General features: G+C 29.3%; 26 protein-coding genes and 1 pseudogene. 16 read left to right on the top strand and 11 right to left on the bottom strand.

The window, feature by feature from the left end:
- Entirely contained in the window at nt 1-783 is a 783-nt protein-coding gene (locus L8W68_RS00135) for an amino acid ABC transporter permease (RefSeq protein WP_263674531.1), read from the top strand.
- On the opposite strand, the gene L8W68_RS00130 is transcribed toward L8W68_RS00135, so the two are convergent.
- From L8W68_RS00130 to L8W68_RS00110, 5 genes are read right to left on the bottom strand one after another with little or no spacing between them, the layout of a single operon-like run.
- Nucleotides 780-1,544, bottom strand: a complete 765-nt coding sequence (locus L8W68_RS00130; RefSeq protein WP_263674530.1) for a transporter substrate-binding domain-containing protein — start codon at nt 1,542-1,544, stop codon at nt 780-782. The genes L8W68_RS00135 and L8W68_RS00130 overlap by 4 nt on opposite strands.
- Complete coding sequence (gene kdsB, locus L8W68_RS00125; protein WP_263674529.1) at nt 1,541-2,266, bottom strand: 3-deoxy-manno-octulosonate cytidylyltransferase; 726 nt, start codon at nt 2,264-2,266, stop codon at nt 1,541-1,543. The genes L8W68_RS00130 and kdsB overlap by 4 nt, the downstream gene beginning before the upstream one ends.
- The gene (gene thrC / locus L8W68_RS00120; protein ID WP_263674528.1) at nt 2,263-3,672 is read right to left on the bottom strand and encodes a threonine synthase; all 1,410 of its coding nucleotides are present in this window, start codon (nt 3,670-3,672) and stop codon (nt 2,263-2,265) included. Before thrC ends, kdsB begins: the two co-directional genes overlap by 4 nt.
- Nucleotides 3,647-4,585: a tetraacyldisaccharide 4'-kinase gene (locus tag L8W68_RS00115; protein WP_263674527.1), complete on the bottom strand. Its 939-nt coding sequence runs from the start codon at nt 4,583-4,585 to the stop codon at nt 3,647-3,649. The genes thrC and L8W68_RS00115 overlap by 26 nt, the downstream gene beginning before the upstream one ends.
- Complete coding sequence (locus L8W68_RS00110; protein WP_263674526.1) at nt 4,572-5,312, bottom strand: NAD+ synthase; 741 nt, start codon at nt 5,310-5,312, stop codon at nt 4,572-4,574. Before L8W68_RS00110 ends, L8W68_RS00115 begins: the two co-directional genes overlap by 14 nt.
- Nucleotides 5,313-5,373: 61 nt before the next feature.
- Between L8W68_RS00110 and L8W68_RS00105 the strand changes: the two genes are divergently transcribed.
- Nucleotides 5,374-5,973 carry an MBL fold metallo-hydrolase gene (locus tag L8W68_RS00105; RefSeq protein ID WP_263674525.1) on the top strand — a complete coding sequence of 200 codons (600 nt, stop codon included), beginning with the start codon at nt 5,374-5,376 and terminating at the stop codon, nt 5,971-5,973.
- The gene (locus L8W68_RS00100) at nt 5,973-6,254 is read left to right on the top strand and encodes a hypothetical protein (protein ID WP_263673569.1); all 282 of its coding nucleotides are present in this window, start codon (nt 5,973-5,975) and stop codon (nt 6,252-6,254) included. Before L8W68_RS00105 ends, L8W68_RS00100 begins: the two co-directional genes overlap by 1 nt.
- A 23-nt stretch (nt 6,255-6,277) precedes the next feature.
- Here the strand turns inward: L8W68_RS00100 and L8W68_RS00095 are convergent, their stop codons facing one another.
- On the bottom strand, nt 6,278-7,273 hold the full coding sequence (locus tag L8W68_RS00095; protein WP_263674524.1) for a c-type cytochrome: 996 nt from the start codon (nt 7,271-7,273) through the stop codon (nt 6,278-6,280).
- Nucleotides 7,274-7,475: 202 nt separating this feature from the next.
- Between L8W68_RS00095 and L8W68_RS00090 the strand changes: the two genes are divergently transcribed.
- From L8W68_RS00090 to L8W68_RS00075, 4 genes are read left to right on the top strand one after another with little or no spacing between them, the layout of a single operon-like run.
- A complete protein-coding gene (locus L8W68_RS00090) occupies nt 7,476-8,453 on the top strand; it encodes an agmatine deiminase family protein (protein ID WP_263674523.1) in 978 nt (325 codons plus the stop codon).
- Nucleotides 8,450-9,364, top strand: coding sequence for a cation diffusion facilitator family transporter (locus L8W68_RS00085; protein WP_263674522.1), 915 nt, complete (start codon nt 8,450-8,452; stop codon nt 9,362-9,364). Before L8W68_RS00090 ends, L8W68_RS00085 begins: the two co-directional genes overlap by 4 nt.
- The gene (locus L8W68_RS00080; RefSeq protein WP_263674521.1) at nt 9,333-10,205 is read left to right on the top strand and encodes an N-carbamoylputrescine amidohydrolase; all 873 of its coding nucleotides are present in this window, start codon (nt 9,333-9,335) and stop codon (nt 10,203-10,205) included. The genes L8W68_RS00085 and L8W68_RS00080 overlap by 32 nt, the downstream gene beginning before the upstream one ends.
- A gap of 11 nt (nt 10,206-10,216) precedes the next feature.
- A complete protein-coding gene (locus tag L8W68_RS00075) occupies nt 10,217-10,783 on the top strand; it encodes a DJ-1 family glyoxalase III (RefSeq protein ID WP_263674520.1) in 567 nt (188 codons plus the stop codon).
- A 23-nt stretch (nt 10,784-10,806) separates the two neighbouring features.
- Here L8W68_RS00075 and L8W68_RS00070 read toward each other — a convergent pair whose 3' ends face one another.
- Entirely contained in the window at nt 10,807-11,046 is a 240-nt protein-coding gene (locus L8W68_RS00070; RefSeq protein WP_257396702.1) for a SelT/SelW/SelH family (seleno)protein, read from the bottom strand.
- A 103-nt stretch (nt 11,047-11,149) separates the two neighbouring features.
- Here L8W68_RS00070 and dnaE point away from each other — a divergent pair, with 103 nt between their 5' ends.
- The 5 genes and pseudogenes from dnaE (at nt 11,150) to L8W68_RS00045 (ending at nt 19,565) form a co-directional block, all read left to right on the top strand.
- Nucleotides 11,150-14,743 (top strand): DNA polymerase III subunit alpha, encoded by a 3,594-nt coding sequence (gene dnaE, locus L8W68_RS00065; RefSeq protein WP_263674519.1) that lies wholly within the window; start codon nt 11,150-11,152, stop codon nt 14,741-14,743.
- A gap of 67 nt (nt 14,744-14,810) precedes the next feature.
- The gene (locus L8W68_RS00060) at nt 14,811-15,239 is read left to right on the top strand and encodes a hypothetical protein (protein WP_214119085.1); all 429 of its coding nucleotides are present in this window, start codon (nt 14,811-14,813) and stop codon (nt 15,237-15,239) included.
- A 9-nt stretch (nt 15,240-15,248) separates the two neighbouring features.
- Nucleotides 15,249-16,073: an SIR2 family NAD-dependent protein deacylase gene (locus tag L8W68_RS00055; RefSeq protein ID WP_263674518.1), complete on the top strand. Its 825-nt coding sequence runs from the start codon at nt 15,249-15,251 to the stop codon at nt 16,071-16,073.
- A 32-nt stretch (nt 16,074-16,105) separates the two neighbouring features.
- Nucleotides 16,106-17,475 (top strand): annotated as a pseudogene (locus L8W68_RS00050) (DUF262 domain-containing protein).
- Nucleotides 17,476-17,486: 11 nt separating this feature from the next.
- On the top strand, nt 17,487-19,565 hold the full coding sequence (locus L8W68_RS00045; RefSeq protein ID WP_263674517.1) for a DUF262 domain-containing protein: 2,079 nt from the start codon (nt 17,487-17,489) through the stop codon (nt 19,563-19,565).
- Between the two features lie 16 nt (nt 19,566-19,581).
- Here the strand turns inward: L8W68_RS00045 and L8W68_RS00040 are convergent, their stop codons facing one another.
- Nucleotides 19,582-19,878, bottom strand: a complete 297-nt coding sequence (locus L8W68_RS00040; protein ID WP_263674516.1) for a hypothetical protein — start codon at nt 19,876-19,878, stop codon at nt 19,582-19,584.
- 97 nt (nt 19,879-19,975) lie between these two features.
- Here L8W68_RS00040 and L8W68_RS00035 point away from each other — a divergent pair, with 97 nt between their 5' ends.
- Genes L8W68_RS00035 through L8W68_RS00020 form a run of 4 tightly spaced genes read left to right on the top strand, consistent with a single transcriptional unit; the run spans nt 19,976 to nt 23,509 of the window.
- Nucleotides 19,976-21,625 carry a WG repeat-containing protein gene (locus tag L8W68_RS00035; protein ID WP_263674515.1) on the top strand — a complete coding sequence of 550 codons (1,650 nt, stop codon included), beginning with the start codon at nt 19,976-19,978 and terminating at the stop codon, nt 21,623-21,625.
- 9 nt (nt 21,626-21,634) lie between these two features.
- On the top strand, nt 21,635-21,985 hold the full coding sequence (locus tag L8W68_RS00030; RefSeq protein WP_263674514.1) for a hypothetical protein: 351 nt from the start codon (nt 21,635-21,637) through the stop codon (nt 21,983-21,985).
- A 2-nt stretch (nt 21,986-21,987) separates the two neighbouring features.
- Nucleotides 21,988-23,190, top strand: coding sequence for a PD-(D/E)XK nuclease family protein (locus L8W68_RS00025; RefSeq protein ID WP_263674513.1), 1,203 nt, complete (start codon nt 21,988-21,990; stop codon nt 23,188-23,190).
- Nucleotides 23,177-23,509: a hypothetical protein gene (locus L8W68_RS00020; protein ID WP_263674512.1), complete on the top strand. Its 333-nt coding sequence runs from the start codon at nt 23,177-23,179 to the stop codon at nt 23,507-23,509. The genes L8W68_RS00025 and L8W68_RS00020 overlap by 14 nt, the downstream gene beginning before the upstream one ends.
- A gap of 368 nt (nt 23,510-23,877) precedes the next feature.
- On the opposite strand, the gene L8W68_RS00015 is transcribed toward L8W68_RS00020, so the two are convergent.
- The 3 genes from L8W68_RS00015 to L8W68_RS00005 all read right to left on the bottom strand — a co-directional run bounded on the left by L8W68_RS00015 (nt 23,878) and on the right by L8W68_RS00005 (nt 26,699).
- Nucleotides 23,878-24,312 (bottom strand): WG repeat-containing protein, encoded by a 435-nt coding sequence (locus tag L8W68_RS00015; protein WP_263674511.1) that lies wholly within the window; start codon nt 24,310-24,312, stop codon nt 23,878-23,880.
- A gap of 209 nt (nt 24,313-24,521) precedes the next feature.
- The gene (locus tag L8W68_RS00010) at nt 24,522-25,991 is read right to left on the bottom strand and encodes a DUF2779 domain-containing protein (RefSeq protein WP_263674510.1); all 1,470 of its coding nucleotides are present in this window, start codon (nt 25,989-25,991) and stop codon (nt 24,522-24,524) included.
- Nucleotides 25,992-26,054: 63 nt separating this feature from the next.
- Entirely contained in the window at nt 26,055-26,699 is a 645-nt protein-coding gene (locus L8W68_RS00005) for a hypothetical protein (protein ID WP_263674509.1), read from the bottom strand.
- Nucleotides 26,700-26,773 lie beyond the last annotated feature (74 nt).

Raw genomic sequence — 26,773 nt, 5'->3', positions numbered from 1 at the left:
TTGAATCATTTTTTTATAGTACGTAGTAAATTTAATGAACATAAAAAAATCACTCCAAAAGTGTTTGTGGTTAATGCTTTTTTGTTGGTTTTTTTATTGTTTTTATTTTTTTATTTGTCTTTTTTAAGTGCTAGTTATAATTTTGATTTTGGGGCAATTTATGAGTATAAAGACAAAATGATACAAGGTTTTTTTACGAGTTTTTTTATTAGTGTTTTGTCTTTGATTGTAGGTGTGATTTTTGCTTTGATTTTATGCTATATGAGTCTTTGTAAAATCGTGCTTTTTAATATGTTTGCAAGAGTTTTTATAGAGCTTATTAGAGGCACGCCTTTGCTAGTGCAAATTTTATTGATTTATTATATTTTTGCAGATAATTTGGGGCTTGATAATCGCTATGTTTGTGGAGTTTTGATTTTAGCTTTATTTGCTAGTGCTTATATTTGTGAGATATTTAGAGCAGGGATTTTAAGTGTTGATAAAATGCAATATGAAAGTGCTAAGGCTTTGGGTTTGAGTGAGTTTGAAATTTATAAAAGCGTGATTTTTCCTCAAGCTTTAAAAAATATCTTAGCACCACTAAGCGGACAGCTTAGTAATTTAATTAAAGATAGCTCTCTTTTAAGTGTTATAGCCATTTCAGAATTAACTCAAAATGCTCAAGAAATCAATGCTTTTACCTTTTCAACTTTAGAAATTTACATTCCCTTAGCACTTTGCTATTTGGTTTTAACTTTACCTATTTCTATGTTTTCAAGAAAGCTTGAAAAGAGTTTTTCTTAAAAGAAAAACTCAAGCTTTTGTTCTTTGAAAACTTCTTGCATATCTTTGAGATATTTTTGACTTAGCTTATCAAAAAGACCATTTTCTTTAGATTTTAAAATAAACTCATTAAGCTCTTCTTTTAATTTGGTATTGTTTTTATTTAAAGCTATGGCCCATTGCTCAGGTGCTTTTTCAAAAGGAGTAAAAATAGCTTTTGTTTGCTCAGGATGTTTTTTCCATGCTTTATAAATACTCATTTGATCATAAATAAAAGCATCAGCTTTAGCTTGAATAACTTCTAAAATGGCTGCGTTTTCTTTATCAAATACTAAGATTTTTGCGTTTTTAAGATTTCTTTGAGCATATAAATGCGCACTTGAACCTCTTTTTAAGGCAAGGATTTTTCCTTTTTGATTTAAATCTTCTATGGAATTAATATTTGATTTTTTAGCGCTTAATATCGCTAAATTTGCCTTAGCATAAGGCAAGGTAAAATCTATTACTTTTTTTCTTTGCTCGCTTATACTCATAGAAGACATGATGAGATCTATTTTTTGAGTTCTTAAGGCAGGTATAAGTCCATCCCAAGCTATGTTTTGAATTTTTAAATCATAGTTTTTTTCTTTGGCAAAGGCTTGTAAAAATTCTACACTAATACCACTTGGATTACCTTTAGTATCACTCATTTCAAAAGGAGGGTAGGCTAACTCCATACCTACGATTAATTCTTTTGCATGAAGTGTAAAAAACAAGCTTAGTAAAAAAAGTATTTTTTTCATTTTTTAACTCCAAATTTAGCCAAAGCTTTCTCATAATCTTCTTTTGTATCTATACCTATGCTTTGACTTTTTATTTTTAACATTTTGATTTTTTTGCCATTTTCTAAGGCTCTTAATTGTTCTAATTTTTCACATTCTTCTAAAGCTGAGTTTTTCAAAGTGCAAAATTCTTGTAAATTTTTAACCCTATATGCATAAATTCCAAGATGAGCTTTAAAACTTTGTTTATAATTTGCTCTTTCATAAGGAATTTTAGATCTTGAAAAATACAAAGCATAATCATTACTATCAGTAACTACTTTAACCAAATTTGGATCATCGCAAGCTTTTGCATCTACTTCTTTGTAGCAACTACTCATAAAACAAAGCTCATCTTCAAAAGCTTTTTGGCTAAATTCTTTAAAATCTTTAATATTTTGTGTTTCTATAAAAGGTTCATCAGCTTGGACATTAATGATTAACTCATTTTCATTTAGTTTTAAAATTTGACAAGCTTCGTTGATCCTATCAGTGCCACTTTCATGATTTTTGCTTGTTAAAACTGCTTTTATATTGTGTTTTTGTGCTATTTTTAAAACCTCTTCATCATCAAGTGCCACACACACTTCATCAACTTCTTGCATTTTTTTAGCTGTATAAATAAACATAGGTAAATTGTCAATTTCGCATAAAATTTTATTTTCAAAACGACTTGATTTTAATCTTGCGGGTATGATTATCATTGTTTTATCCATTCTATAATAGTTTGTTTTAGATTTTTGAGTTTGCAAACTTGATTTTGTTTTTGAGTGCTTGTAAATAAGCTTGCAATATTTGGATGAATTTCTTGCTTAAATTCTTTTGCAAGTTCTTGCATACAAGCTTGTTCATCTTGACATTCTTTGTTATAAATTGCTTGATACATACTTGGGGTAAATTTACTCCATTGTGCTGTGGAAGTGATAAGCGTAGTAGTGTTAGAATCAAGCATTTTAAAGCAAGTGCAAGTGTGAGGGTCTAAAAGTCCTAAGTGGCTGTATTGTTTGATATATTGCATACACTCATTATCATTGCAAAAATCAGCTTCAAAGTCTTCTTGTAAAAGCTCTAGTTCTTTTTGGCTAAGCTCATAATATTTTTCATTCTTTAAAGCTTGCATAAGTTCTTTGGTGCGTTCATCTTTAAATTTATCAAAAAGCAATCTTTCTATATTTGATGATATGAGTATATCCATAGCAGGGGAAATAGTCTTTTGTAAGTTTTTATTTCTTAAATCGTATTTACCTGTATTAAAAAACTCACTTAAGATATTGTTTGAATTGGAAGCAATTTTAATTTTGCCTATATTTGCTCCCATTTTTTTAGCATAATAAGCTCCCAAGGCATCGCCAAAATTTCCACTTGGAATGATGATATCTATTGTTCTATCGATTTTTAAACTAGCATAGTAATGATAGATGATTTGAAAGAGTATTCTTCCGAAATTAACCGAATTTGCAGCACTTAGACTTAACTTTTCTTCTTTTAAGGTATTTTTAAAATCCTCATCATTTAAAAGTGCTTTTAGAGCATTTTGCGCATCATCAAAATTACCTTCAATGGCTATGGATTTTAAATTGTTTGCATTTGAATGTGTCATTTGCAAAGTTTGAGTTTTACTTGTGCCTTCATTTGGGTAAATGCAAACTACTTTTATGCCTTTTTTATTTTCAAAGCTTTTTAGCGTAGCAGGCCCTGTATCGCCACTTGTAGCGCACATGATTAAAAAATCATCATCTTTTTTTAAGTATTCTAAAAGCACGCCAAAAGGTTGTAAGGCCATATCTTTAAAAGCTCTTGTTGGCCCATGGAATAATTCATTAATATAAAGCTTATCATTGATTTTTTTCAAATTAATAGGGCAGGTTTTATCATCAAAACTCTCATAAGTTTTCAAAGCTTTTTCAAAAACTTCAAGCTCTAAATCAAAATCAAAAGCTGCGATGATTTTTAAGGCTAATTCTTTGTAATTTAAATTTTTTAAAGCTTCATTATCAAGCTTTGGTAGATTAAGTGGAGCGTATAAAGCATTATTAGGCGCACTAGGGCTAAGTAAGGCCTTTGAAAAGCTTATTTGGTGATTTTTATCTTGGGTTGAGTGTAGTAACATTTTCTTCCTTTTTGTTAAATTTATCAATATAATCTTGCAAAACTTGCTTAAAGCTATCTTTTAAAACAATATCAAGATGAATAAGTTCAGTTTTAAAGCCAAAATCTTTTACTTTCACATAGTCTTTAAAGGTTAGCATTAAGGTATCACAATTGTGTTTTTTTAAAAGTTTTTCTAATTCTTCTTTTTGAAAAGTGTAATGATCAGCAAAAAAATAACAAGCCCTAGCTTTGATAAAATGCTCATATAATCTAAAAGGCTTTGCAATAGAGCTTATTAAAACTGCTTTTTGATTTTCTTTTACATGAGAATAACGCACAAAGTCTTCATTTTCTTTAGCTATAAAATCAGCCCTTTTAGCAAAAGATTTTGGCAAACGATAAGCCCCGCTAGGTAGGGTAAAACCAAAAAATGGCTCATCTTTACTTTGCAGTAAAATATTAAGTTTTTTAATGTGAAATTTAGAAAAAGCATCATCTAAAAGTATAATCTTTGCTCCAAGCTCGATAGCTTTTTGTATGCCTTTAACCCTATCTTCACTTACTATCACTCCATTAATGTGCTTTGTAAGTGCATATTCCATAGCTTCATCACCACTTTCTTTAATATTGCATAAAATTTCATCTTTATGCTTAACGATGATTAAGCCTTTACTTTGTCTTTTATAACCTCTTAAGATGATAAAACAATTTTCAAACTCAGCTGCTATGGCTTTACAAATGGGAGTTTTTCCATTGCCTCCTAGGGTTAGATTACCTATGCTTATAATGGGTAAATTAAAATCAAGTTCTTTTTTAAATTTAGTATTTAAAATCGCTATAATCATATATAAAAAGCTAAAAGGCAAAAGCAAAAAGGCTAGAGTTTTTTGCAAAAAATTAGGTTTAAAAAAATAGCGATCAAGCCAAGTCATATGTATTCTTTAATGTTGTTGGAAGTTTTCTTTTAAAAGCATTATTTTGCACACGCTCTAAGATTAAATTTTTTAAATTTTCATCAAAATTTTCCAAGCTTTGATTATTTTCTAAAGCTTTTAAAACTTCATCTAAAACTTCATATTTATAGCCAAGATCTTTTTCATCGCTTTGATTTGGCCAAAGATCAGCGCTAGGAGCTTTTTGTATGAAATTTTCATGCACACCTATAAATTTAGCAAGCTCAAAAACTTCACTTTTATAAAGCGTAGCCAAAGGATTAAAAGCACAAGCTAAATCCCCATAAATAGTCCCATAACCAAGCATAAGCTCACTTTTATTAGAAGTGCCTACCACTAAAGCATTATGCAAGGCTGAATAATCATAAAGCAAGCTCATACGCACTCTTGCAGCTAAATTTCCAAAGCGTAAAGGGTTTAAGTCTTGACAAATTTTTTCATAAGCACAAAGTACTTCATCAATATAAATGATCTTATGATGAATTTGCAAATCTTTACAAAGCATTAACGCATCATCTAAATTTTCTTTTTTAGAATGTTTTGTAGGCATTAAAAGCACAAAAAGTTTTTCACCTATTGCTTTTTTGCAAAGATGAGCTACTAAAGCTGAATCTATCCCACCACTTAAACCTAAGATGAGATTTTTATCTCCTGCTTGTTCTTTTATAAAATTGATCAATAATTCTTGTAATTTTGTATAATTCATAAAAAATCTTTAAATATTAATTTTTTAAAATTATATTTGATTTAGTTAAAAGGAAGTTTATATGCGTATTTTAAAACAACCATGCGGAATGTATGAAACAAATTGTTATATTATAGATCATAATAACAAGCAAATCATCATCGACCCAGGCGAAAATGCTTATGAGTTTATCAAAGAAAACGCAAGCAAACCTTTAGCTATTTTAAATACTCATGGTCATTATGATCATGTTTATGGCAATGCTAAGATTAAAAAGGTTTATGAAATTCCACTTTTTATTCATAAAGATGATGCTTTTATGTTAAAAGATCCTTTTAATTATGGTTTTGAGCATTCAAATGCTGATGTGTTAATAGAAAATGAAAATGAATTTAGTATAGATGAGTTTAAGTTTAAATTTCATCATTTCCCAGGGCATACTCCAGGGTGTTGTATGATAGAACTTGTGGGTGAAGATGTGCTTTTTAGTGGAGATTTTTTATTTTACCGTAGTATTGGTAGATGGGACTTTCCTTACTCAGATGCAACTAAGATGAAAGAGAGTTTATTAAAAGTTTTAGCTTATGAAAAAGATTTTAGATTGCTTCCAGGGCATGGAGAGGAAAGCACTTTAAAAGAAGAGCAAAGTGCAATTCCTGCTTGGTTAAGGTATTTTCACTAATGGATAAGGTTTTATATTTTTTAAGTTTTTTGCTGATTTTAAGTGCGGTTTTGAGTTTTTTTAAACCCAAAGAAGCAAAAAAGAAATTTTTTCACAAATGCCCATGTTTTAAAGCAGTGGAAAATGGTTTAATGAGTAGAATTTGCATTTATGCAGGAAGTTTTGGTTTTATGTATTCTGTGCTTTATATAGGATTTGGAGTGTATGATAAAAAGCTTTTTATGATTTTGCTTTTATCTTTTGCAATATGGTATTTTGCTTGGGTTTTAAAAAAAGAATAGCTAGAATTAGCTATTCTTAAAAATTATTTTGTATTGATATATAAAGGTTCAAAAGGACCATAGCGATGTTGCTCTATACTAAATTTATCATGTTTAGCATAAGGCTTTACGTCCATATCTGCAGGTTTGATATCTCTATCTGGAAAATCCTCATCTCTATTCTTTTTAATAGGTCTTGGTTGAGAATTTATATAAGCTGCTACATCATAAGCTTGCTCTAAACTCAAAGTCGTATCGCCTTTTGGCATATTTGCTTTGATATAACTTGTAGCTTTGATAAGTCTATACATACCAGCTCCTGTATTGTAGCTATCATTTCCCCATAAAGCAGGATAAATATAATAACTCATGCTAGGATCATCACTTTTTATCCCTTCTCCATTTTCTCCATGACAAATCATACATCTATCTTGATAAACTTCTTTGCCTTTTTTAGGATCAGCAGCTCTTTTTAAAAAGGCTATTTTAGGTAATCCTTGTCCTTGTGTTTTTGCTCCTACTTCTATACCCTGAGAAATATAGTGCATATAAGCAAGCATAGCTTTCATTTGCGGGGAGTTGTTTGGAAGTTTTTTACCATTCATAGATCTTTCCATACAGCCATTAATCCTATCTTCTAAAGTGATTATTTTATCTGCTCTTGCATTATATTGTGGAAAGCGTGCGTAAATTCCTACAAAACCTGATTGATTTTTTATAGTTCCAGCATTAGCATGACAACTTGAGCAAGAAAGATTATTACCTGCATAGCGGTTTTTAGGATCTTTTGCCTGAGGTCCTATATAGTTTGTGGTGTAATTTAAAATTTTATTACCCAAAACAACTGCTTGAATATAAGGCGAATTTGGAAGTTTATCTTCAATGATAATACCATCTTCTATAGTATTAGGAACTTTCCATTGTGCGCTTTGCAAATGGATACCTGTTTGCTTTTTTGCTTGAAGTTTTGCTTGATCAATAGCAAAAGCAGAACTTATTAAAAAAGATAAAGATAAGACAGAACATACAATTTTATTCATTTTTCCCTCCTTGAACTTGTCTTATTTTCATCTTATAACTTGAAATTTAAAAAAATATTAAATGTTTTTATTGTAAAAATAGCTTTAAAATACTACTATGCAGTTTTTAAAGATAAAAATAGTATGATTTGTATTTTTATATAATATGTAATTAATGTTACTTTTTTATACAATATTTAAAAAAAGGAGTTAAAAGATATTAATGAGAAAAAGCATAGCAGAATGGCAAAAACAAGAGCTACTTTTACTTTCCTTGCCTCATGAAAATAGCGATTGGAAGCCTTATTTAGAAGAGATTTTGCAAAGCTATGAAGAATTTGTTAAAGCTGTGACAAATTTTCAAAAAGTTTTACTTATAGCGCCAAGTGAAAAAGATTTTCAAAGATTTAAGCATATAAAAAACGTTGATTTTTTTAAGTGTGATACTAATGATACTTGGATTAGAGATTTTGGTGCAATTGATGTGTGTGAAGATGATAAAATTATAGGGCTTGATTTTACTTTTAATGCTTGGGGTGATAAATTTCAAAGCACTTTAGATAATGCAGTAAATTCAAAACTTTTTGCACAAAAATTATCTGGAAAATTAGAAAAAATTGATCTTATCTTAGAAGGTGGGAGTATTGATTTTAATGGGCAAGGAGTAATGCTTACAACGAGTGCTTGTTTGTTAAATGAAAATAGAAACTCACATTTAAATAAAGAGCAAATTGAAGCCAAGTTAAAAGAAATTTTTGGCTTAAAACAAATTATATGGTTAAATCATGGTTATATAAAAGGTGATGATACTGATCATCATATAGATACTCTAGCAAGATTTATCAATGAAAAAACCATTGCTTATTGTGTATGTAAAGATGAAAATGATGAGCATTATAAGCCCTTAAAAGCTATGGAAGAGGAGCTTAAAAAAACAGGATTTGATTTATTAGAGCTTCCTTTACCTAAGCCTTTGTATTTTGAAGGTAAAAGACTTGGTGCTACTTATGCAAATTTTGTTTTTGTTAATGGTGGCTTGATAGTGCCAACTTATAATGATGAAAACGATGCTTTGGTATTAGAAAATTTACAAAAAACATGCAAAGACAGAAAAGTAGTAGGGGTTGATGCAAGAGTATTTTTAAGACAAAATGGTTCTTTGCATTGTTCTTGTCAAAACCGCTATGAAGGTCAAAGATGAATTTGCAAAAAAGCGCAACCATCATCGCAAGTGTATGTGCTATTTTTTTAGCTATTGTTAAATTTATAGTAGGTTTAGCTTCAGGTTCTGTTGCGGTGCTTTCTAGTGCGATTGATTCTTTACTTGATTGTGTGATTTCGGGTTTAAATTTTTTAGCTTTGAAAAAAAGCTCTCAAGGATCTAGTAAAGAATATAATTTTGGCCTTAGTAAAATTGAAGCATTAATGGGGCTTTTTGAAGGTCTTGTGATTAGCGGGATTGGGGTTTATATTTTTTATGAGAGTGTTTTAAAAATTCACAATCAAGAAAGTGTAGAAAAACTTGATCTTGGAATTTATGTCATGGCTTTTGCTATGCTTGTGACTTTGTGTTTGGTGGTTTTTTTAAATTATGTTGCCAAAAAAACAAAAAGCTTGATTATAAAAGCTGATAGCTTGCACTATAAAATAGACTTTTTAACTAATGCTCTAACGCTTTTAGCACTTGTGATTATAGCTTTTACAAATTATCATTTTATTGATGGTTTATTTGGCATAGCTATAAGTTTATATACGATTTTTTCAGCTTTTAAAATTATAAAAGAAAGTTCTAAAATTTTATTAGATGTGGCAATTGATAAAGAGCAAGTTGAAGTGATTAAGCAAATTATAAGTGCAAATAAAGAGGTCAAAAGCTTTCATCATTTAAAAACTAGAAAAAGCCCTGATATACTTTATGTTAGTGTGCATTTAGTTTTTGAACCTACAATATCACTTTTAAAAGCTCATAAAATCGGTGATGAGATTGAAGATAGTATAAGGGAGCATTTTAAAGATGATTTTTGGAATATCCATATACACTTAGACCCTTATGATGATTCAGAAGAAGAAAGGAGTAAAAATGAAATTAGCGCTCATTCAGCAAGAATTTAAACAAAATAAAGAAAAAACTATAGAAAAAACATGCGAACTTATTAAACAAGCAGCAAAGGAAAATGCTGAACTTGTATGCTTGCAAGAGCTTCATCAAACGCAGTATTTTTGCCAAAGTGAAAATACAAACTTTTTTGATTTAGCTAATGACTATGAAGAAGATGTTAAGTTTTGGTCTAATGTAGCTAGGGAAAATAAAGTTGTTTTGGTAACTTCTTTATTTGAAAAAAGAAGCGCAGGACTTTATCATAATACTAGCGTGGTATTTGAAAAAGATGGTTCCATAGCAGGTAAATACCGTAAAATGCACATACCTGATGATCCTTGTTTTTATGAAAAATTTTATTTTACTCCAGGTGATTTGGGTTTTGAACCTATACAAACAAGCGTTGGAAAGCTTGGAGTTTTAATATGCTGGGATCAATGGTATCCTGAAGCTGCTAGGTTAATGGCTTTAAAAGGAGCTCAAATTTTGATTTATCCTACTGCTATAGGTTGGTTTGATAAGGATGAAAAAGAAGAAAAACAAAGACAACTTGAAGCTTGGATAGGTGTGCAAAGAGGTCATGCTATAGCTAATGGCTTGCCTGTAGTAGCTATTAATAGAGTGGGTTTTGAAAAAGATGAAAGCGGTGTGGAAGAAGGCATAAGATTTTGGGGGAATTCTTTTGTCTTTGGGGCTCAAGGTGAAGAGCTTTTTAGAGCTGATGATAAACAAGAGCTTTGTAAAATCATTGAAATTGATATGCAAAGATGTGAAAATGTGCGTAGATGGTGGCCGTTTTTACGCGATAGACGCATAGAGTATTTTCATGAATTAAATAAAAGATTTATTGACTAAAAGGAGGAAAAATGAAAAAAGTTTTAGTGCCTTTGGCAAAAGGTTTTGAAGAAGCTGAATTTATAGGTATAGCTGATGTTTTAAAAAGAGCAGGGGAGGCTAGTGGGAATTTAGAAGTAATTATTGCTTCGCTTGATGATGAGCTTTTAGTGCAAGGAGCTAATGGAATTAACATAAGGGCTGATGTGAGTTTATCTAGTGTTGATCAAGAAAATTTAGATGCAATTGCTTTAGCAGGTGGATTTGAAGGTATGATGAATTTAAAAAATAATCAAGCTATCATAAAAATCATACAAGATTTACATGCTAAGAAAAAAATCGTAGCAGCTATTTGTGCTTCACCTATGGTGTTAGCTAAAGCAGGGGTGATAAATGGGGAGTTTTCTTGCTATCCTGGTTGTGAAGTAGGTATTGAAGGTGTAAGAGTAAATAAAGCAGTTGTGGTAAATGAAAATGTCATCACAGCAGCTGGGCCTGCTACGGCTGTTTTGTTTGGTTTAGAGCTTGCTAAACATTTATGCTCAGAAGAAATTTATCAAAAACTTTATGAATGTATGCTTGTTCCTTTGACAAAATAAACCCTCGCTAATGAGGGTTTAGCTTACATTTGTTTCATAAGCTTAGTGATTTCACCCTCATGAGGAAATCTATCTACTTCGCAGTTAAACAAGTCTTTTTTAGAGTAAATGATTTTACCATCTACTTCTACTATAAAATGACCACCACCTTTTTCTATGGTAGAAATTTGCGCATCTTTGAATTCGTTTTGTATTTCTTCTGCAACCCTTGCAGCTTGTGGTTTGTAATTTCAAAGATTACAATAATAAATTTTTACTTCCATTTTTTACTCCTTTTTTGAAAGTAAGCTATTATACATTTTTTATGCTTGTAAGTTTTAAATTTAAGGTTTTTTTTTATAATAATAAAAAAATACAAGGGAAAATATGAGCCAATTTACACATTTACATTTACACACAGAATATTCTTTACTTGATGGAGCAAATAAACTCAAAGAGCTTGCTAAAACGCTAAAAGCACAAGGTGCAACAAGTGTTGCTATGACTGATCATGGAAATATGTTTGGGGCTATTGATTTTTATAAAACGATGAGGGCTGAGGGGATTAAACCTATCATAGGGCTTGAAGCGTATTTGCATAATCATGATGATTTAAGCGATAAAAGCTCAAGACAGCGTTTTCATATTTGTTTGTTTGCTAAAAATGAAATTGGCTATAAAAATTTGATGTATTTAAGCTCGCAAAGCTATATACATGGTTTGTATTATTACCCAAGGATTAACAAAAAGCTATTAGAAGCACATAGTGAGGGTTTGATTTGCTCGTCTGCGTGTTTGCAAGGTGAGGTTAATTGGCATTTAAATACCAAAAATGAAAGAAATTTAAAATTTGGTGCAAAAGGTTATGAAGGTGCAAAAGAAGCTGCGCTTTGGTATAAAAAGGTTTTTGGAGATGATTTTTACCTTGAGATTATGCGTCATGGTATTGATGATCAAAAATTTATCGATGATTCTATCATCAAACTTGCTAAAGAGCTTGATATAAAAATCATCGCAACGAATGATACGCACTATACTTTTAAAGAAAGAGCAGCTGCACATGAAGTATTTATGTGTATAGCTATGGGGGTTAAGCTTGATGATCCAGGGCGTTTAAGACATGAAGTGCATGAGTTTTATGTAAAAACACCAGAGCAAATGAGTGAGCTTTTTGCTGATATTCCTGAAGCCATTGAAAATACTCAAGAAATAGCTAATAAATGTAATTTAGAATTAAAACTAGGCGATCCTACCCCACCAAATTTTAAATTTACCCGTGAATATGCGAAAAAATACGGCTTAAGTTTAAGCCAAGAAGATCAAGAATTTAGCTTTGATAATGATGATATAGTTTTTGAGTATCTTTGTAAAAAAGGCTTAGAAGAAAGACTTCAATTTATCAATGAGAGTAAGCATCAAGAGTATAAAGATAGGCTTGATTTAGAAATTAGTATTATTAAAAATATGAAATTTTCAGGTTATATGTTAATCGTTCATGATTTTATCGCCGCAGCTAAGGAAAAAGATATACCAGTTGGCCCAGGGCGTGGGAGTGCTGCAGGGAGTTTGGTTTCGTATTGTTTGAAAATTACAGATTTAGATCCTATACCTTATAATCTTCTTTTTGAGAGATTTTTAAATCCTGAGCGTGTATCAATGCCCGATATTGACGTGGATTTTTGTCAAGATAGAAGAGGGGAAGTGATTGATTATGTTATTGATAAATACGGAGCTGAAAAGGTTGCACAAGTCATTACCTTTGGTAAGCTTTTAGCAAAGGGAGTAATCCGTGATGTGGCTAGGGTTTGTGATATGAGTATACCTGATGCAGATGCTTTGGCAAAATTAGTTCCTGAAGAGCTAAAAATCACTTTAGAAAAATCCTATGAGCAAGAACCAAAAATAGCTGAATTTGTAAATTCTCATCCAAAAGGACGTCAAGTTTGGGACTTTGCTAAGGCGCTAGAGGGTTTAAATAGAAATGCAGGTATGCATGCAGCCGGAGTTGTGATATCTAATGAAGCTTTGTGGAATAAAGCTCCACTTTTTAGACAAAGCAAAAACGATGAACGTCATTTAGTTACGCAGTATTCTAAAGAATATCTTGAAGATGTGGATTTAATCAAATTTGACTTCTTGGGTTTAAAAACCCTTACGGTGATTGATAATGCGATTAAGCTAGTGAAAAAGCGTTATGGTAAAGATGTAATTTGGGAAAAGATTGATATGAATGATCCTAAGGTTTATAAAACCATACAAAGTGGAAATACCTTGGGCATTTTCCAAATAGAATCAGGTGGTATGCAAAGTTTAAATGCTAGGTTAAAGCCTGAAAGATTTGAGGATTTAATCGCGGTTTTAGCTTTATATAGACCAGGGCCACTTGATAGTGGAATGGTGGATGATTTTATCGATATCAAGCATGGTAGAAAAGCTGCTACTTATGCATTTGAAGATTTAAAACCTATACTTGAAAACACTTATGGGGTTATAGTTTATCAAGAACAAGTTATGCAAATAGTGCAAAAAATTGGTGGTTTTTCTTTGGGCGGGGCTGATAATGTGCGCCGTGCTATGGGTAAGAAAAAAAGAGAAATTTTGGATAATCTTAAAGCAGAGTATTTAGAAGGAGCTAAAAAGCAAGGTTATGATGAGAAAAAGGCTGATGATTTGTTTGAGCTTATTTTGAAATTTGCTGAGTATGGTTTTAACAAATCTCACTCAGCTGCTTACGCACTTATAACCTTTCAAACAGCGTATTTAAAGACTTATTATCCAAGTGAGTTTATGGCTGCGCTTTTAACAAGTGAAGAAAGCAATGTAGATAAGGTTGCAAAATACATTGAAGAAATGAAAAGAATGAACATCAAGCTTTTGCCACCAAGCATTAACAAAGCCCAAAGAGAATTTAGTGCAACTAAGCTTGAAGATGGTTCTGAAGCTATTATTTATGGGCTTGGAGCGATTAAAAGTGTAGGAATTCCTGCGATAGAAAATATTATGGCTATTCGCAAGGAAGAGGGCTTTAGTGATTTTGATGATTTTATAAGTTCGATTGATCCTACTAAGATTAACAAAAAAACCATAGAAAATTTAGCTAAATCAGGCGCTTTTGATGAGTTTGGCTATACTAGAAAATGTTTAGTGGATAATCTTGAGCTTATTTCAGAAACAAGTAGAAAAATCGCTGAAGTTAAAAGAAACTCCACTGCTTCACTTTTTGGAGAAGAAGAAATAGCTGCAGATATCAAAGTAGGGCTTCATGATAGTAAAATAGAATTTGAACTAATGGAAAAACTAGGCTATGAAAAAGAAATCTTAGGAATTTATGTATCAGGCCACCCTTTAGATAAATTTGCAAGTCAAATAGAAGGCATAGAGTATTTTAAAAGTATGGACTTTGAAACACTCAAAGGCGAAGGCGAGCTTTTGGTTGTAGGAAAGATTGAAGATTTTAAATCGATGATGAGTAAAAGTGGTAAAAGATATGCTAAGGCTGTGGTTTTAGACTTTTATTCTACTTTTGATATGATTATCTTTGAAGCCCAAGTAGAAAAAGTTGAAGCTCTTTTTAAAGAAAGCAAGGATGAAGCCTTTGCCTTTTTACTAAGATATAAAAACAATGACAATGACTTAAGCTTTAGTTTAAATGAAATTTACACCCTAGAAGAAGCAAAGGAAAATGAGCTAAAATCTTTTAGTAAGAAAAAAAGCTTTGCAAAAAAAGAAAACAAAGAAGAATTTACCCAAGAGCCTATGAAATTTGAAGAAAATATTATAGAACTTGATATTAACAAGCTTAGCAAAGATATGGTGTATGAAATTTATGATCTAGCTAATACAAGGCATAACCCAAAAGATACTAATAACAAAAAGCTTGTGCTAAAAGTACTTGATATGGGTAGTTGCTTGCTTTATCATACAAATTTTGTTCTCTCGCAAGAAGCTATGGATGTGATAGCTCAAAAATGTAAAGGTTAAAATATAGACACTAAAAGTCCATTTTATATAGTATAATTATATCAATACAATATAAAAAGGATGAAAAATGGCTTTAGCGGTTGAAACTATTCAAGATTATACCATCCAAAAAGGTAAAAAATCTTTTTGGATGTGTTTTAACACTCCAAACAATGATTTTCATGTCAATAAAACAAAACATAGTGATTTGTTTGATAAAGACAAGACAGATTATAAAGCTAGAGATGAATTTTTAGCTTTTATGAAAGAAAATTTTCCAAAAACAAAACTAACTATGGTATTTGATACGGCTCCGGTGGGGTATTTGTCGTATCCTTATTTAGGTAGTCTTGCTGTTGATTGTGAGGAAAATGATGAGGTTTATAAGGCTATAAACAAAAAATACGAAGATGAAAATTGCATGCCAAAATCTATGAATGCAGTTTTTTGGGAAATGAGCCTTGAAGTAGCTAAAGAACTACATGAGGCTAGGAAATTTGATTATGAAAATTTTTAAAGGTAAAAAATGCAAATACAAACTTATATAAAAGAAGCTTTAGACAAAGCAGAGGTAATCATCATCACAGCTGGAGCTGGCATGGGAGTAGATAGTGGTTTGCCTGATTTTAGAGGAAAAGAAGGTTTTTGGAGAGCTTATCCGCATTTGCAAAAACTAGGCATAGACTTTGAACGCATGGCTAATCCTACAAATTTTTATACAAACGCACAGCTTGCTTGGGCATTTTATGGGCATAGATTTAAGTTGTATAAAGATACTATGCCACATAAAGGTTATGAAATACTTTTAAAACTTGCAAAAAGCAAACAAGATTATTATGTTGTTACGACTAATGTAGATGGGCATTTTAAAAAAGCTGGTTTTGATGAGAATAAAATTTATGAATTTCATGGAAATATAAATTACTTGCAATGTTTTAATTATGCATGCGGTGATTTGATCTGGCAAATGCAAGAGGAATTAGATATAGATATGGAAAATTTCAAAGCTTTATCTTTGCCAAAATGTCCTAGATGTCAAGGCTTGGCAAGGCCAAATATCTTGATGTTTAATGATGGTAGTTTTAATGATAGTCGTTATTTTTTACAAAAGCAAAGTTATAAAAACTGGCTTAAACCCTTAGAGGATAAAAACATCTTGCTTATAGAGCTTGGAGCTGGTAAAGCTGTGCCTAGTATGCGTATGTTTGGCGAGGATTTTTGTAAAAAAAGCAAAGCTAGAACACTTTTAAGGATCAATCCAAATGAGTGTGATTTTCCAAAGTTTTTTAGAAATGGCATAGGGCTTAAGATGAAAGCTTTGGAAGCTTTGGAAATGATAGATAGTTTGTGATATAATAAGCTTAAAATTTAGAAAGGCTATAAATGAGTGGTAAAAATACAGAAGTAAAATCTTGTGTTGTGAGTTTGAATGAGTTGGTGTGTGGAAATAAAATTAATGATAGCAGTATTTTTGATAAAGCTTTTTATTTAAACATACCTGATTATCAACGCCCTTATGCTTGGGATATAGAGCAAGTTAAAATTCTTTTAAAAGATATAAGCGAACAAATAGATAAAGATCAAAATAAACAAGATATTAAAAACCAAAAATATCTTTTAGGAAGTTTGATATTACATACAGAAAACAAAGAAAACAAAGAAAAAAAGTTTAATATAGTAGATGGCCAACAACGCCTTACCACCTTGGCTTTGATTTTAAGAGTTTTATACGAAAAAAATCAAATGAACAAGAATGTAATAAAATAGGTAATTTTTTAGGCGAAGTTAATTACTCTCATAATGAGTCAAAATACCATATCAAAGAAAATTACGAGTATATAAAAGCTTATTTTGAAAGTTATAGTGATAAAAAAGGCAAGTTTTTAGATTTTCTTTTAGAGAATATAGAATTTATCTGCGTTTTAGCTCCAAATGTAGATGATGCGTTTTTGTTTTTTGATAGTGCAAATTCAAAAGGAAAAGGCTTAAAATCATACGATCTTATAAAGGCTTTTCATTTGCATTCTTTAGAGAAAAATCAAGGTAGTATGCTAGGTTATTATGCAAGGAAATTTGAAAATCTTGCAAAAGATGAAAGGAAAATCACTATTTTATTTGATGAGCTTTTAGCACCTGCTAGAGCATGGTTAAAGCACAAAAGCATTAATGCTAATGATATTAAAGCATACGAAGAGTTTTGTAAAGAATTTTTTAGCGATAAATTCCTTTATAGTAAGGAAGATTTAGGAATTTTAAGTAGTTTTGCTAATGGGGTGGATTTTTTTGAGTATTTGTTTAAATACAATGAGTTTTTTGATAAATTATCAAATAATGCTTTATACCAAGAGCTAGATGAAATATATTACACAGGATTTATTTATAACAAATACATTTATGCCATTGCTGTGATGATTTATTTTTCTAAATTTCCAAATGGTAATAGTGATTATTTCTTAGCCTTGCTTGCAAGAGCTGCTTTTAGCTTAAGAGTTTATAGCTCAAGTATTTATAGGGCTACTCAAAGAGATTATGCTTTAGAATTTTTAGAAAAAGTGTATTTTGTATCTTTTGAAGAGGAATTAGAGCAAAATTTACTTGATTTTATAGCTATAAAAAATGAAGAAGAAAGAAAAATAAAAATTGAAGAAAATCAAAATCCAAAGCAAAAGAAGCGTAATGGTGGGAAAGAATGGTATTTAGAAAAAACCAAAGAAATTTATGAAAAACAACACATACAAAAGCATATAGTTTAAGGAGAATACAAATGGAAAGTAATTTAGTAAATAATCAAAATCAAGTAAGTGTTATAAGTATTGGGAGTATTGATAATAAAGAACAAAGTATCTTTTTTGAAATTCCACCTTATCAAAGACTATATGAGTGGAATAAAGAGCAAATACAAACTTTACTTAATGATATAAAAACTAAATTTGATGAAAATAAGAATAAAGAATACTTTATCGGTAATGTAGTAGTAAGTAAAAAAGATGATAAATACCTACTCATAGATGGCCAACAACGCTTAACAACTTTGTTTTTGATAGGATTTTTTCTTTCTTATAAAAATCCAAGCGATCAGCCAAATTGGAAAGAATTTATAATGCAAAGTGATAAACTTAGAATTTCTATGCCTATAAGAGAAAAAGAAGAAAAAGTTTTAAAGGAATTTGCTAAATTTTGCAATAAAGATAATAAAGATAATGAGAGAAGAAAAAATGATATTTTTTTACAAAAATTAAAAGAATTTCCACAGGATATATGCCAAAACATACCACAAGCTTTAGAAATTATAGTAAATTGGTTTGAAGAAAATATTAAAAATAATGATATTGAAGGGTTTTCTAATTTTATTTATAGCAATGCAAAATTTGTTTTTGTAGAATTAGCCGAAAATACTGACTTGAACCGCTTTTTTATCCGTATGAATAACCGCGGCAAACAACTAGAAAAACATGAAATTTTAAAAGCAAGATTGCTTTCTAAATTTAATGATGAAGATGAAAGCAAAAGAACTCTTTATGCTCATATATGGGATATTTGCTCTCAAATGGATAATTATATCTTTCAAAAAGCTAGTGATAGAGTGATTTCTAAGTCAAATGAAAGTAGTGGAGGTTCTATAAATAATATCATAGAACCTGAAAATTCATTTGACAAACCAAATCAAGACAAGGCAAACCAAGGTAAATTTAAATCCATAGTAGATTTTCCTACTTTTTTATTGCATGTTTATAAGCTTACTTTTTTAGAAGAAAAGCAAAATAAAAATAATGATAAAAATTTTACCATAGACAAAAATAAGCTTTTAGAAATTATAAAAATAGAAGAAAAAGAAAGTAGAGAAAAAGCTAAAAAATTCATAGAAAATCTTTTAAAATATAGAATTTTATTTGATTATTTTGTTATTAAAAGTCAAGATGATATGGAAAATTCTTATAAGATTAGAAGATTAACTAGAGATAAAAACAACACATATTCAATCAGCGAAGATTCTAATGCCATGCCTGAACTTGCTATGGTGCAAAACTATCTACGCGTAGCAAGAAGTGGTATGTCTAATAATCATCATCACTGGCTTACTCCGTTTTTGAAATTTTTGGATGATGAAATTGAATTGAAAATTTCATATGAAGTAGGTAATGATAATATGATAGATCGAATAGACAAATTTGATAAGTTTGCCACAAATAGTAGAGATGATATTTCGAAATTAATACTTTTCCTTGAAAATTTAGATACAGCTTTAGCTAAAGAGCAACTGCAAAATAATGATTTTAATAAAATTCTAAATTCAGAAGAGAATTTGGAAACAACTGATGATTTTGGCTCAAATGAATTTATAAAAGAGCAAGAAACACAAAAATCCATATTAGATCAAGGAACAGCAACTTTACATTATTGGTTTTATCGTTTGGAGTATTATTTGTGGAAGTATTCAAAAACAGAATATAATGAAAAATTAAAAGATAATGAAAAATTAAAAGAAATAGATTGGGAAAATTTTAGCAAAATTGCTAGCAATTTCTATTTTAGAAGCTTAAATTCCATAGAGCATGTGCAAGCACAGAGTAAAGCACAAGGATGGGGAGAAGTAGATAATTTTGGAAATTTAGCTCTTATTAGCTCTAGTTTCAACTCATCTTTGAATAACCAAGATGTGCCAAGTAAGTATAGAGATTTCCAAAAAAGATATGTGGATAATAAAAAAGCAGTTATATCTTTAAAACTTTGGTTAATTTATGCTTTAATCGAAGAAAATCAGCTAAATTGGACTTTTGAGAAAGCAAAAGAGCATAAAAAACAAATGCTAGAAGTATTAACAAAATCGTTTGAAAGCAGTTAAGATAAAGTCTAAGGCTTTATCTTTTTATAAATTTAGCAAGGACTTTGTTTTTGCTTCTTATCTTACAAAAATACTCTTTTGATAAGATATCTTTTAAAATTTTAGCATTGTTGTAGCTTAGATTAGTTTTTCTTTGTATGTAAGAAATGGCTTTATTTGCTAAATTTTTCTCTCTTGATTTTTTTATCAAAGCCTTATCTAAAGTAGCTATCTTAGGCATGTTTTTGATAAATTCTAGATACTCTTCTTTACTTTCAAAGGGAGAATCTTCAAAACTAAACGGAACCTGACTTGGTATTTTTTTCTTTTTCATTTTTTCCTCCATATTTTTAAAATGATATTCTAGCATAAATTATAGACAATCTTAGTCTATAAAATTCTAATATAATTTCATTTTACAAAGGAAAGTGATGAAAGAAGTTAGGATTGTTATTGATGATGAATTTGATCATGTAAGAGATTTTCAAAATGGCTTTGCAGCAGTAAAAAAAGCTGGTAAGTATAGCTTTATAAATAGCAGTGGAGAATTAATTTGTGATTTTTTATATGATGAGGTTTTAAATTTTAGTCAAAATTTAGCAGGTGTTATGATAAATGACAAATGGGGTTTTATAGATACTAAGGCTAAAGTGGTGGTGGATCTTATATATGATGATGTTTGTAGTTTTGTAAATGATTATGCACTTTTGCGACAAGGAAATGAAAATATCATCATAGATACTCAAGCAAATATCATTTTAAAGACTGAATATGATGGCATTATAAGACTTAGTGATAAGCTTTTTAAGATCAAAAAAGGCGATGTGTTTGCATTGATCGATCAGAATGGAAATTTTTTAAGTGATTTTGAGTTTTTAAGTATAAAAAGACTAAATGAAAAATTATTTTTATGCAAGCAAAAGATCAATGGCAAGGTTAAATGCGGAGTTTTAAATGAATTTGCAAAGCTTGTTTTAGAGGCTAAATTTGATGATATTAGCTTGATAAATGATGAGTATTTGCTAGTGTTTGATGGGTTTTTGTATGGTTTGTTTGATGTAAATTTAAATTGCATTTTTGATCCTATGTATAAGGATGTGAAATTTATAGCCAAAGATATGATCAAAGTCAGGGTAGGGACTAAATATACTTTGGTAGATAAAAACAAAAATGAGCTTAGTAAGAATAGTTTTAATTTTATGAAGATTATTGATGATGAGCTTGTTTTGTTTTTAGAAAATTCTAAATTTGGTTTCATGGATCAAAATGGGATGTTAATTTGTGAAGCTAAATTTGATGAAGTTGGAGAATTTGTTGGTGGATTAGCTTGCGTAAAAATAGCTAACAAATATGGCTTTATAGATAAAAATGCCAAAATCATCATCGATGTGATGTATGATGAGCTTAGGTTTTTTAGTGAGAATTTAGCAGCCTTTTGTGTAGCAGGAAAATGGGGTTTTATCAATACAAAAGGAAAAACCATCATAGAAGCAAAATACGATGATGTAAGTAATTTTAGCGAAGGTTTGGCTGTAGTAAAAAAAGATGGTAAATACGGATATATTAATAAAAAAGGAAAAACCATCATAGAAGCAAAATACGATGAGGCAAATAGCTTTAGCGAAGGCATAGCAAGTGTAAAAAAAGACAATAGATATTTTTTGATCAATCAAAATGATGAGATACTTTGTGAGCATGAGTATGAGTATATGTCTTGTTTTAGCTGTGGTTTGGCATTAGTTTTAACAAGTGATGGTTTTATTTATGTGGATAAAAATGCAAATATTGTTATAAAAGAGCATTTTGATGAGGCGTTTGATTTTAAAGAAGGTTTAGCACAAGTTTGCATAGATAATCAATGGGGTTTTATTGATACAAATGGAGAATTTGTGCTTGATTTGCAGTTTGAAAATGTAAATGATTTGGGTAATGGAATTTATGAGCTTAGTAAAAATGGACATAAATTTTACTTAGAATACAACGGAAAAATAACCCTTAATCCTTTCTTTCAAAGACAAATTGCATGTATAAGTAAGGATATAGGCTGGAAAATTTTAAGGTTGCTAGAGTTGAAAGTGTAAAGGAAAAATATGCGAGGAAATAATCTCAATGAAATGATAAGAATTTATGATAAATACATGTCTATTTATGGAGATAGTGGTGTGTTTAGACTAGATGATGATGATTTATTGTATGCAAGTGAAATTTTAAATAAAGGAGGATTTTTTTGCTATGATGAGAAAATAGTTGATAGAGAGTATGATTTGATGTGTTATTTTGCTGTGATATTTTTACATAAAAATGATCTAGCAAAACACGCTATTAAAATTTTAAAAACTTTAGAGAAAAATAGAGTTGGAGAACACATGAAATTTTGGCTTTGTGATGATGAAAATTACGCTAAAATAAAAATTATTAGTTTATATATGGAAAGGAAATAAATATGGAAAATTTTTTAGAACAATTTAAGGAATTTAAGGAAAAAAACAAATCAAACTACAATCCTTTATTAAAGGTTTTGCCTGCTCATGATGAGGTGAATTTGCATAGTGGAATTTTAAAATCTTTACTTGATCCTAGTGAAAATCATGAACAAGGAAGGTTATTTTTAGATTTATTTTTAGAAAAGATAGGATTAAAAGAATGGTTTGAAAAAAGTGATGATGTAAAAGTCTTAAAAGAATATAAAAATATAGATATTTATATACATAATGGCACCAAACACATTATACTAGAAAATAAAATTTGGGCGAAAGATCAACATCAACAAATTGCTAGGTATATAGAGATATTAAATAAAGAAGAAAATGTTTCTTATAAAGATATCGAAAATATCGAAAATATCGCTGTGATTTATCTTACTCTTAGTAAGGATAGACAACCTAGCAATGAGAGTTTAGGTAAATGGAAGATAGAAAATACTGAAAATGAATTATTCTTAAAAAAAGGCGACGATGGCGACGATAAAGTGCTATATAGACAAATTTCCTATAAGAATGAAATTTTACCTTGGCTAGAAAGTTCCCAAGAAAAGGTTAAAAATTTATGCAGTTTAAGTCAAGCTATAGAATTTTACAAAGATGCTATAAATAATGTCATAGGTAATGGTAGTGATATAATAAGCTTTTTAAAAGAAAAAAGTAAAAATTTTGACTCTAAATTACTTGAATTATTTGAATTATTATTTCAAGATTTAATTAGTAAAGAATCAAAATTATTGCCAAAAATATCAATGTATGAAAGAGATTATATTATCAATAAGTTTTTAGAAGAAACTTGCAAAGATTTTAATGATTTTAGCATTGATAATGGCTCAAGCTATATTCAATTTATACTCAAACCAAAGAGTGTAAGTAATAATGATGTGTATTTTGCTTTTGCTTGGTTTGATACCACAAATTCTAAAAATTGGAAAAATTTTGGAATCAGACTTATAGGTGATATATCAAAAGAAGATAGAGAAAAAATTCAAGAAGAAGCAAAGAAGAAAGATGATAAATTTAATGGATACACTTTATCTGATTATATAGTTTTTGATGAAAAATCTACAGCAGAAACAATACGAGATTTTATTAAAAAAAATAAAGAAAAAATCAAAGAATTAAATGAAAAATTAAACGGAGTAAAAAACAATGAAAATACGTGATATTTTACTAGAAAAATGGAATGATTTTCATAAAAACTTATGTAGAGAATTTATCCATCATGAAGTTTTTAATAATCACAATATAATAGAAGCTTTAAAAGAAAGTGAAAATTATCATTGTGAAGTAAAAACCATAGATGAAGAGATAGTGCTAAATCCACAAGCTAAAATTCATATTTTAAGTTTTAAGCTCAGTGATGATAGAAAACTAAAAATAATCAATCAGTTTTTAAAAAACAATAAATACACAGGATGTTATTATGATGTCTTTTATATAAATGAGGCAAATGTGTATGAGGTTTTAAAAATCGAATTTTAATCCATAGCTTTAAGCTATGGATTAAGCTTTTAAAATTTTTATCATGGTTAAATTTACAGCATTCTAGTAAGGCTTGACGGAGAGCTTTTTTCATTTTCACTTATATTTTGCATAGCTTCGCTTTTGTTATGGATTAAATTTAAATTTTTATAAGCTTGCTTTATATCAGGGATTAAAGCTAGTAAAACTTTTTTATAAAACTTCCTTGCATTTTATAATGATTTTTATTAAAAAAGGTATCATAAGATCTTTGATGTTTTTTCTATATTTAACAAATGCTCGCAAAATTTAGGAAAAGCAAGTGCTAAATTTCTTATAACACCTTTTTTCAAAGCTTGCATTATAAGCAAGCACGCAAACATTTTAAATTAATTTAGGTTTTTTAGTTTTAATTCTTCGCCTTTTTTAAGTAAAAATAAATTCGTATCAAATTTTAATATCTCACTATAACAACAATTTTCATCTACATCTTCAAAACCTATGTAATCATATCCAACACCCTTAATAAGATCCAAGACAACATCATACTCTGTTTCTATAACCAAATTTCCTTGTTTATCTATAAAGCCATATTCTTCATTAAGCTCAACTCTAGCTAAACCTTCGTTAAAATCATTAATAACATCATACTTTGCTTCTATAACTAAATTTCCTTGTTTATCTATAAAGCCATATTTTGTTTTTGTGTTACAAAATCCATATAAATCATCATTTAAGTGATAAATCTTGCCAGCGATTTTTTTTAGTATATTTCCATCGATATTAAATAAAATTGAATCTTCTAAAAAACTTACATAATACATTTTATCTTTTTTATAACACCACAATCTGCTATTTTTTTACCAGTAAAATTCTTATCTAGTTTTAAAAGTGTTGTTTTCAAGTATTTTCCTTTTTAATTGATATAATGGTTTTATTATAATATATTTTTATAGACTACTGCTGTCTAGTTTGATAAGTTTTGCTTAGAGATTGATATAAAAACTCTAAGCAGTAACTTTTAATATAGTTATTATTTTACAAGCTCTTCTAAATGTTTTAAAATTTTCACCATGGCTAAAGTATCAAGTTTGCAGTATTCTAGTAAGGCTTGGCGGTAAGCTTTTCTTTCGTTTTCGCTCATATTTTGCATAGCTTCAAAACTTTGCATAGCTTCGCTTCCATTATGGATTAAATTTAAATTTTTATAAGCTTGTTCCATATCAGGAATTAGAGCTGGTAAGACTTTTTTTATAGAATAACTCCCTTGCATTTTATAATGATAAAAATCTTTATTTTGAAAAGGTATCATAAGATCTTTGATGTTTTTTTCTATATTTAACAAATGTTCGCTAAATTCAGGAAAAGCAAGTGCTAAATTCCTTATTACACCTTTTTCAAAACTTGCATTATAAGAAAGCACATAAACATCTTTTGGTATATCGTTGATTAAATTTTTTGCAAACTCATATCTTGGATCGATCCCGCATTCGCTTAAAAATTCTTTATGTTCTAACTTGTCTTTATAGTCTATATGTAAAGAGTATTGAAAAGGAATTTGCATATAAGGTCTTATACCTTTATATTCAGGTATAGCTTGCATAAATGTTTCAAAATCTAGATGATATATAGGATAGGTTAGAGTATCTAAAAATTTTTTGATGTTTTCTTTGTTTATATAGATTTCTTTATTAAGTGAAGCTTTGATTTGAATTTGTTGGTTTTTGGTAAAGATAGATAGATCATCTAAATCTTCAAAATTATAAGTATTTTGATAATAAAATTCAAAACTTTTTTTAAATTTTGGTATATTAAAAACATTTTCTTTTTCACATAAATTTCTTTGTTTAATCCAGCAATACTCATATCCATCGCACTCATAAGGATCAAAGCAATGTGTTCCTATGTCTATATCTGGCTCTTCTTTTTTGCTTAAAATTTCTTCAAAGTATTTTAAATTTTCTTTAACTTGGTTTTGATTTAATAAAACTTCTTTTGTGATATCATTGATCTTAAAAAGTTGATTTATATCAAGAAAATCACCTCTATAGTATTCATTGTTTAAATGTATCAGGTTAACTTGTTTGATTTTATAATTTAAATTTGATAAAACATAATACTGCAAAGCACAATCATCTATATAAACATCTTTTAAAGATGTAGAGCTTTTTACTTCATTTATGATCAAACCGTCTTTGGTATTTTGTAAAATATCTATCATGATCAAAATACCATCGTAGCAAAAAGTAGCTTCGTAAATCACTTCTTGGTTATTTTCTAATAGTTTTCTAGTTTGTTCGCATTTTTCATCAAAAGAACTACCTTCAAACTCTATCTTTACTCCATTTGGAAAAAGATTACAGGCTAGCTCGCCTACTTTATTACCTATGTCAGTTTTTGTTGATTTGTTAGATGAATTTAAAACATCTTTGTTGTAAGTATTTAACCAAAGAGATTTAACGCATTGTGCGCCTCTTGTGTATCTTGATTTTGAAAAAAACATTATTTACCTTTCTTTGTTGTTTTGTTTGAATTTTAGCCTATTTTATTAAAATAGGCTAGAGTATTATTTTTTCAAAGGTTTATCTCGCATTAGAGCATAAATTAGTCCGCTTGAAAAAGTAAAACGTGCTAACGCATTTTGTTTTTCTTCTCTTCTTTCTGCTACGGTTTTAAGATTGCTTTTTCTCAAAACTGCAAAAATACTAAGTCCATACCATAATCCTAATGTTATTTTTAAAGGTAGTATTAAAATCATTAGTAATGGATTGTTACGATTGTCTCTTAGTGTTGTGTATGCTATATATAATACAACGCATGCCCATATAAAAGCAATGACACCCATAATCATTAGCGCAGTATCTCTTTCTATTCGCATTAGAAATAATGTCATAAAGATTATAAAGGCTAAAGGCAATACAGCAAATAATCCAACGCACAAGCTAAGATCTATTGTATTTCTATATATGACTACCTTGCCTTTTAATCCATAATACACAAGCACTGCGGCTATGATGATATATATTAAGATAGCTATGGTGATGATTATTGTATTGGTATAATCTTCTTGAGCTATTTTTGTGCTTGTATTGTTATCTATAGTTTTTTCTATTGTTATATCTTGTTGTGCTGTTGTATAATTTACTTCAGCATTAGCAAAAGTAAAGCATATACACATTAACATGCTTAAAATTAAAAATAGTTTTTTCATTTTATTCCTTTGTTTTTGATTTGTTATTTTAAATTTTTATGTTGATTTTTATTTTTTAATACCTCCTTATGTTA

The sequence above is a fragment of the Campylobacter sp. FU_497 genome, from assembly GCF_025772425.1.
Taxonomy (GTDB): Bacteria; Campylobacterota; Campylobacteria; order Campylobacterales; family Campylobacteraceae; genus Campylobacter_D; species Campylobacter_D lari_C.
Note: the sequence above shows the minus strand (reverse complement) of the source record. Positions and strands in the feature narration are given on the sequence as shown.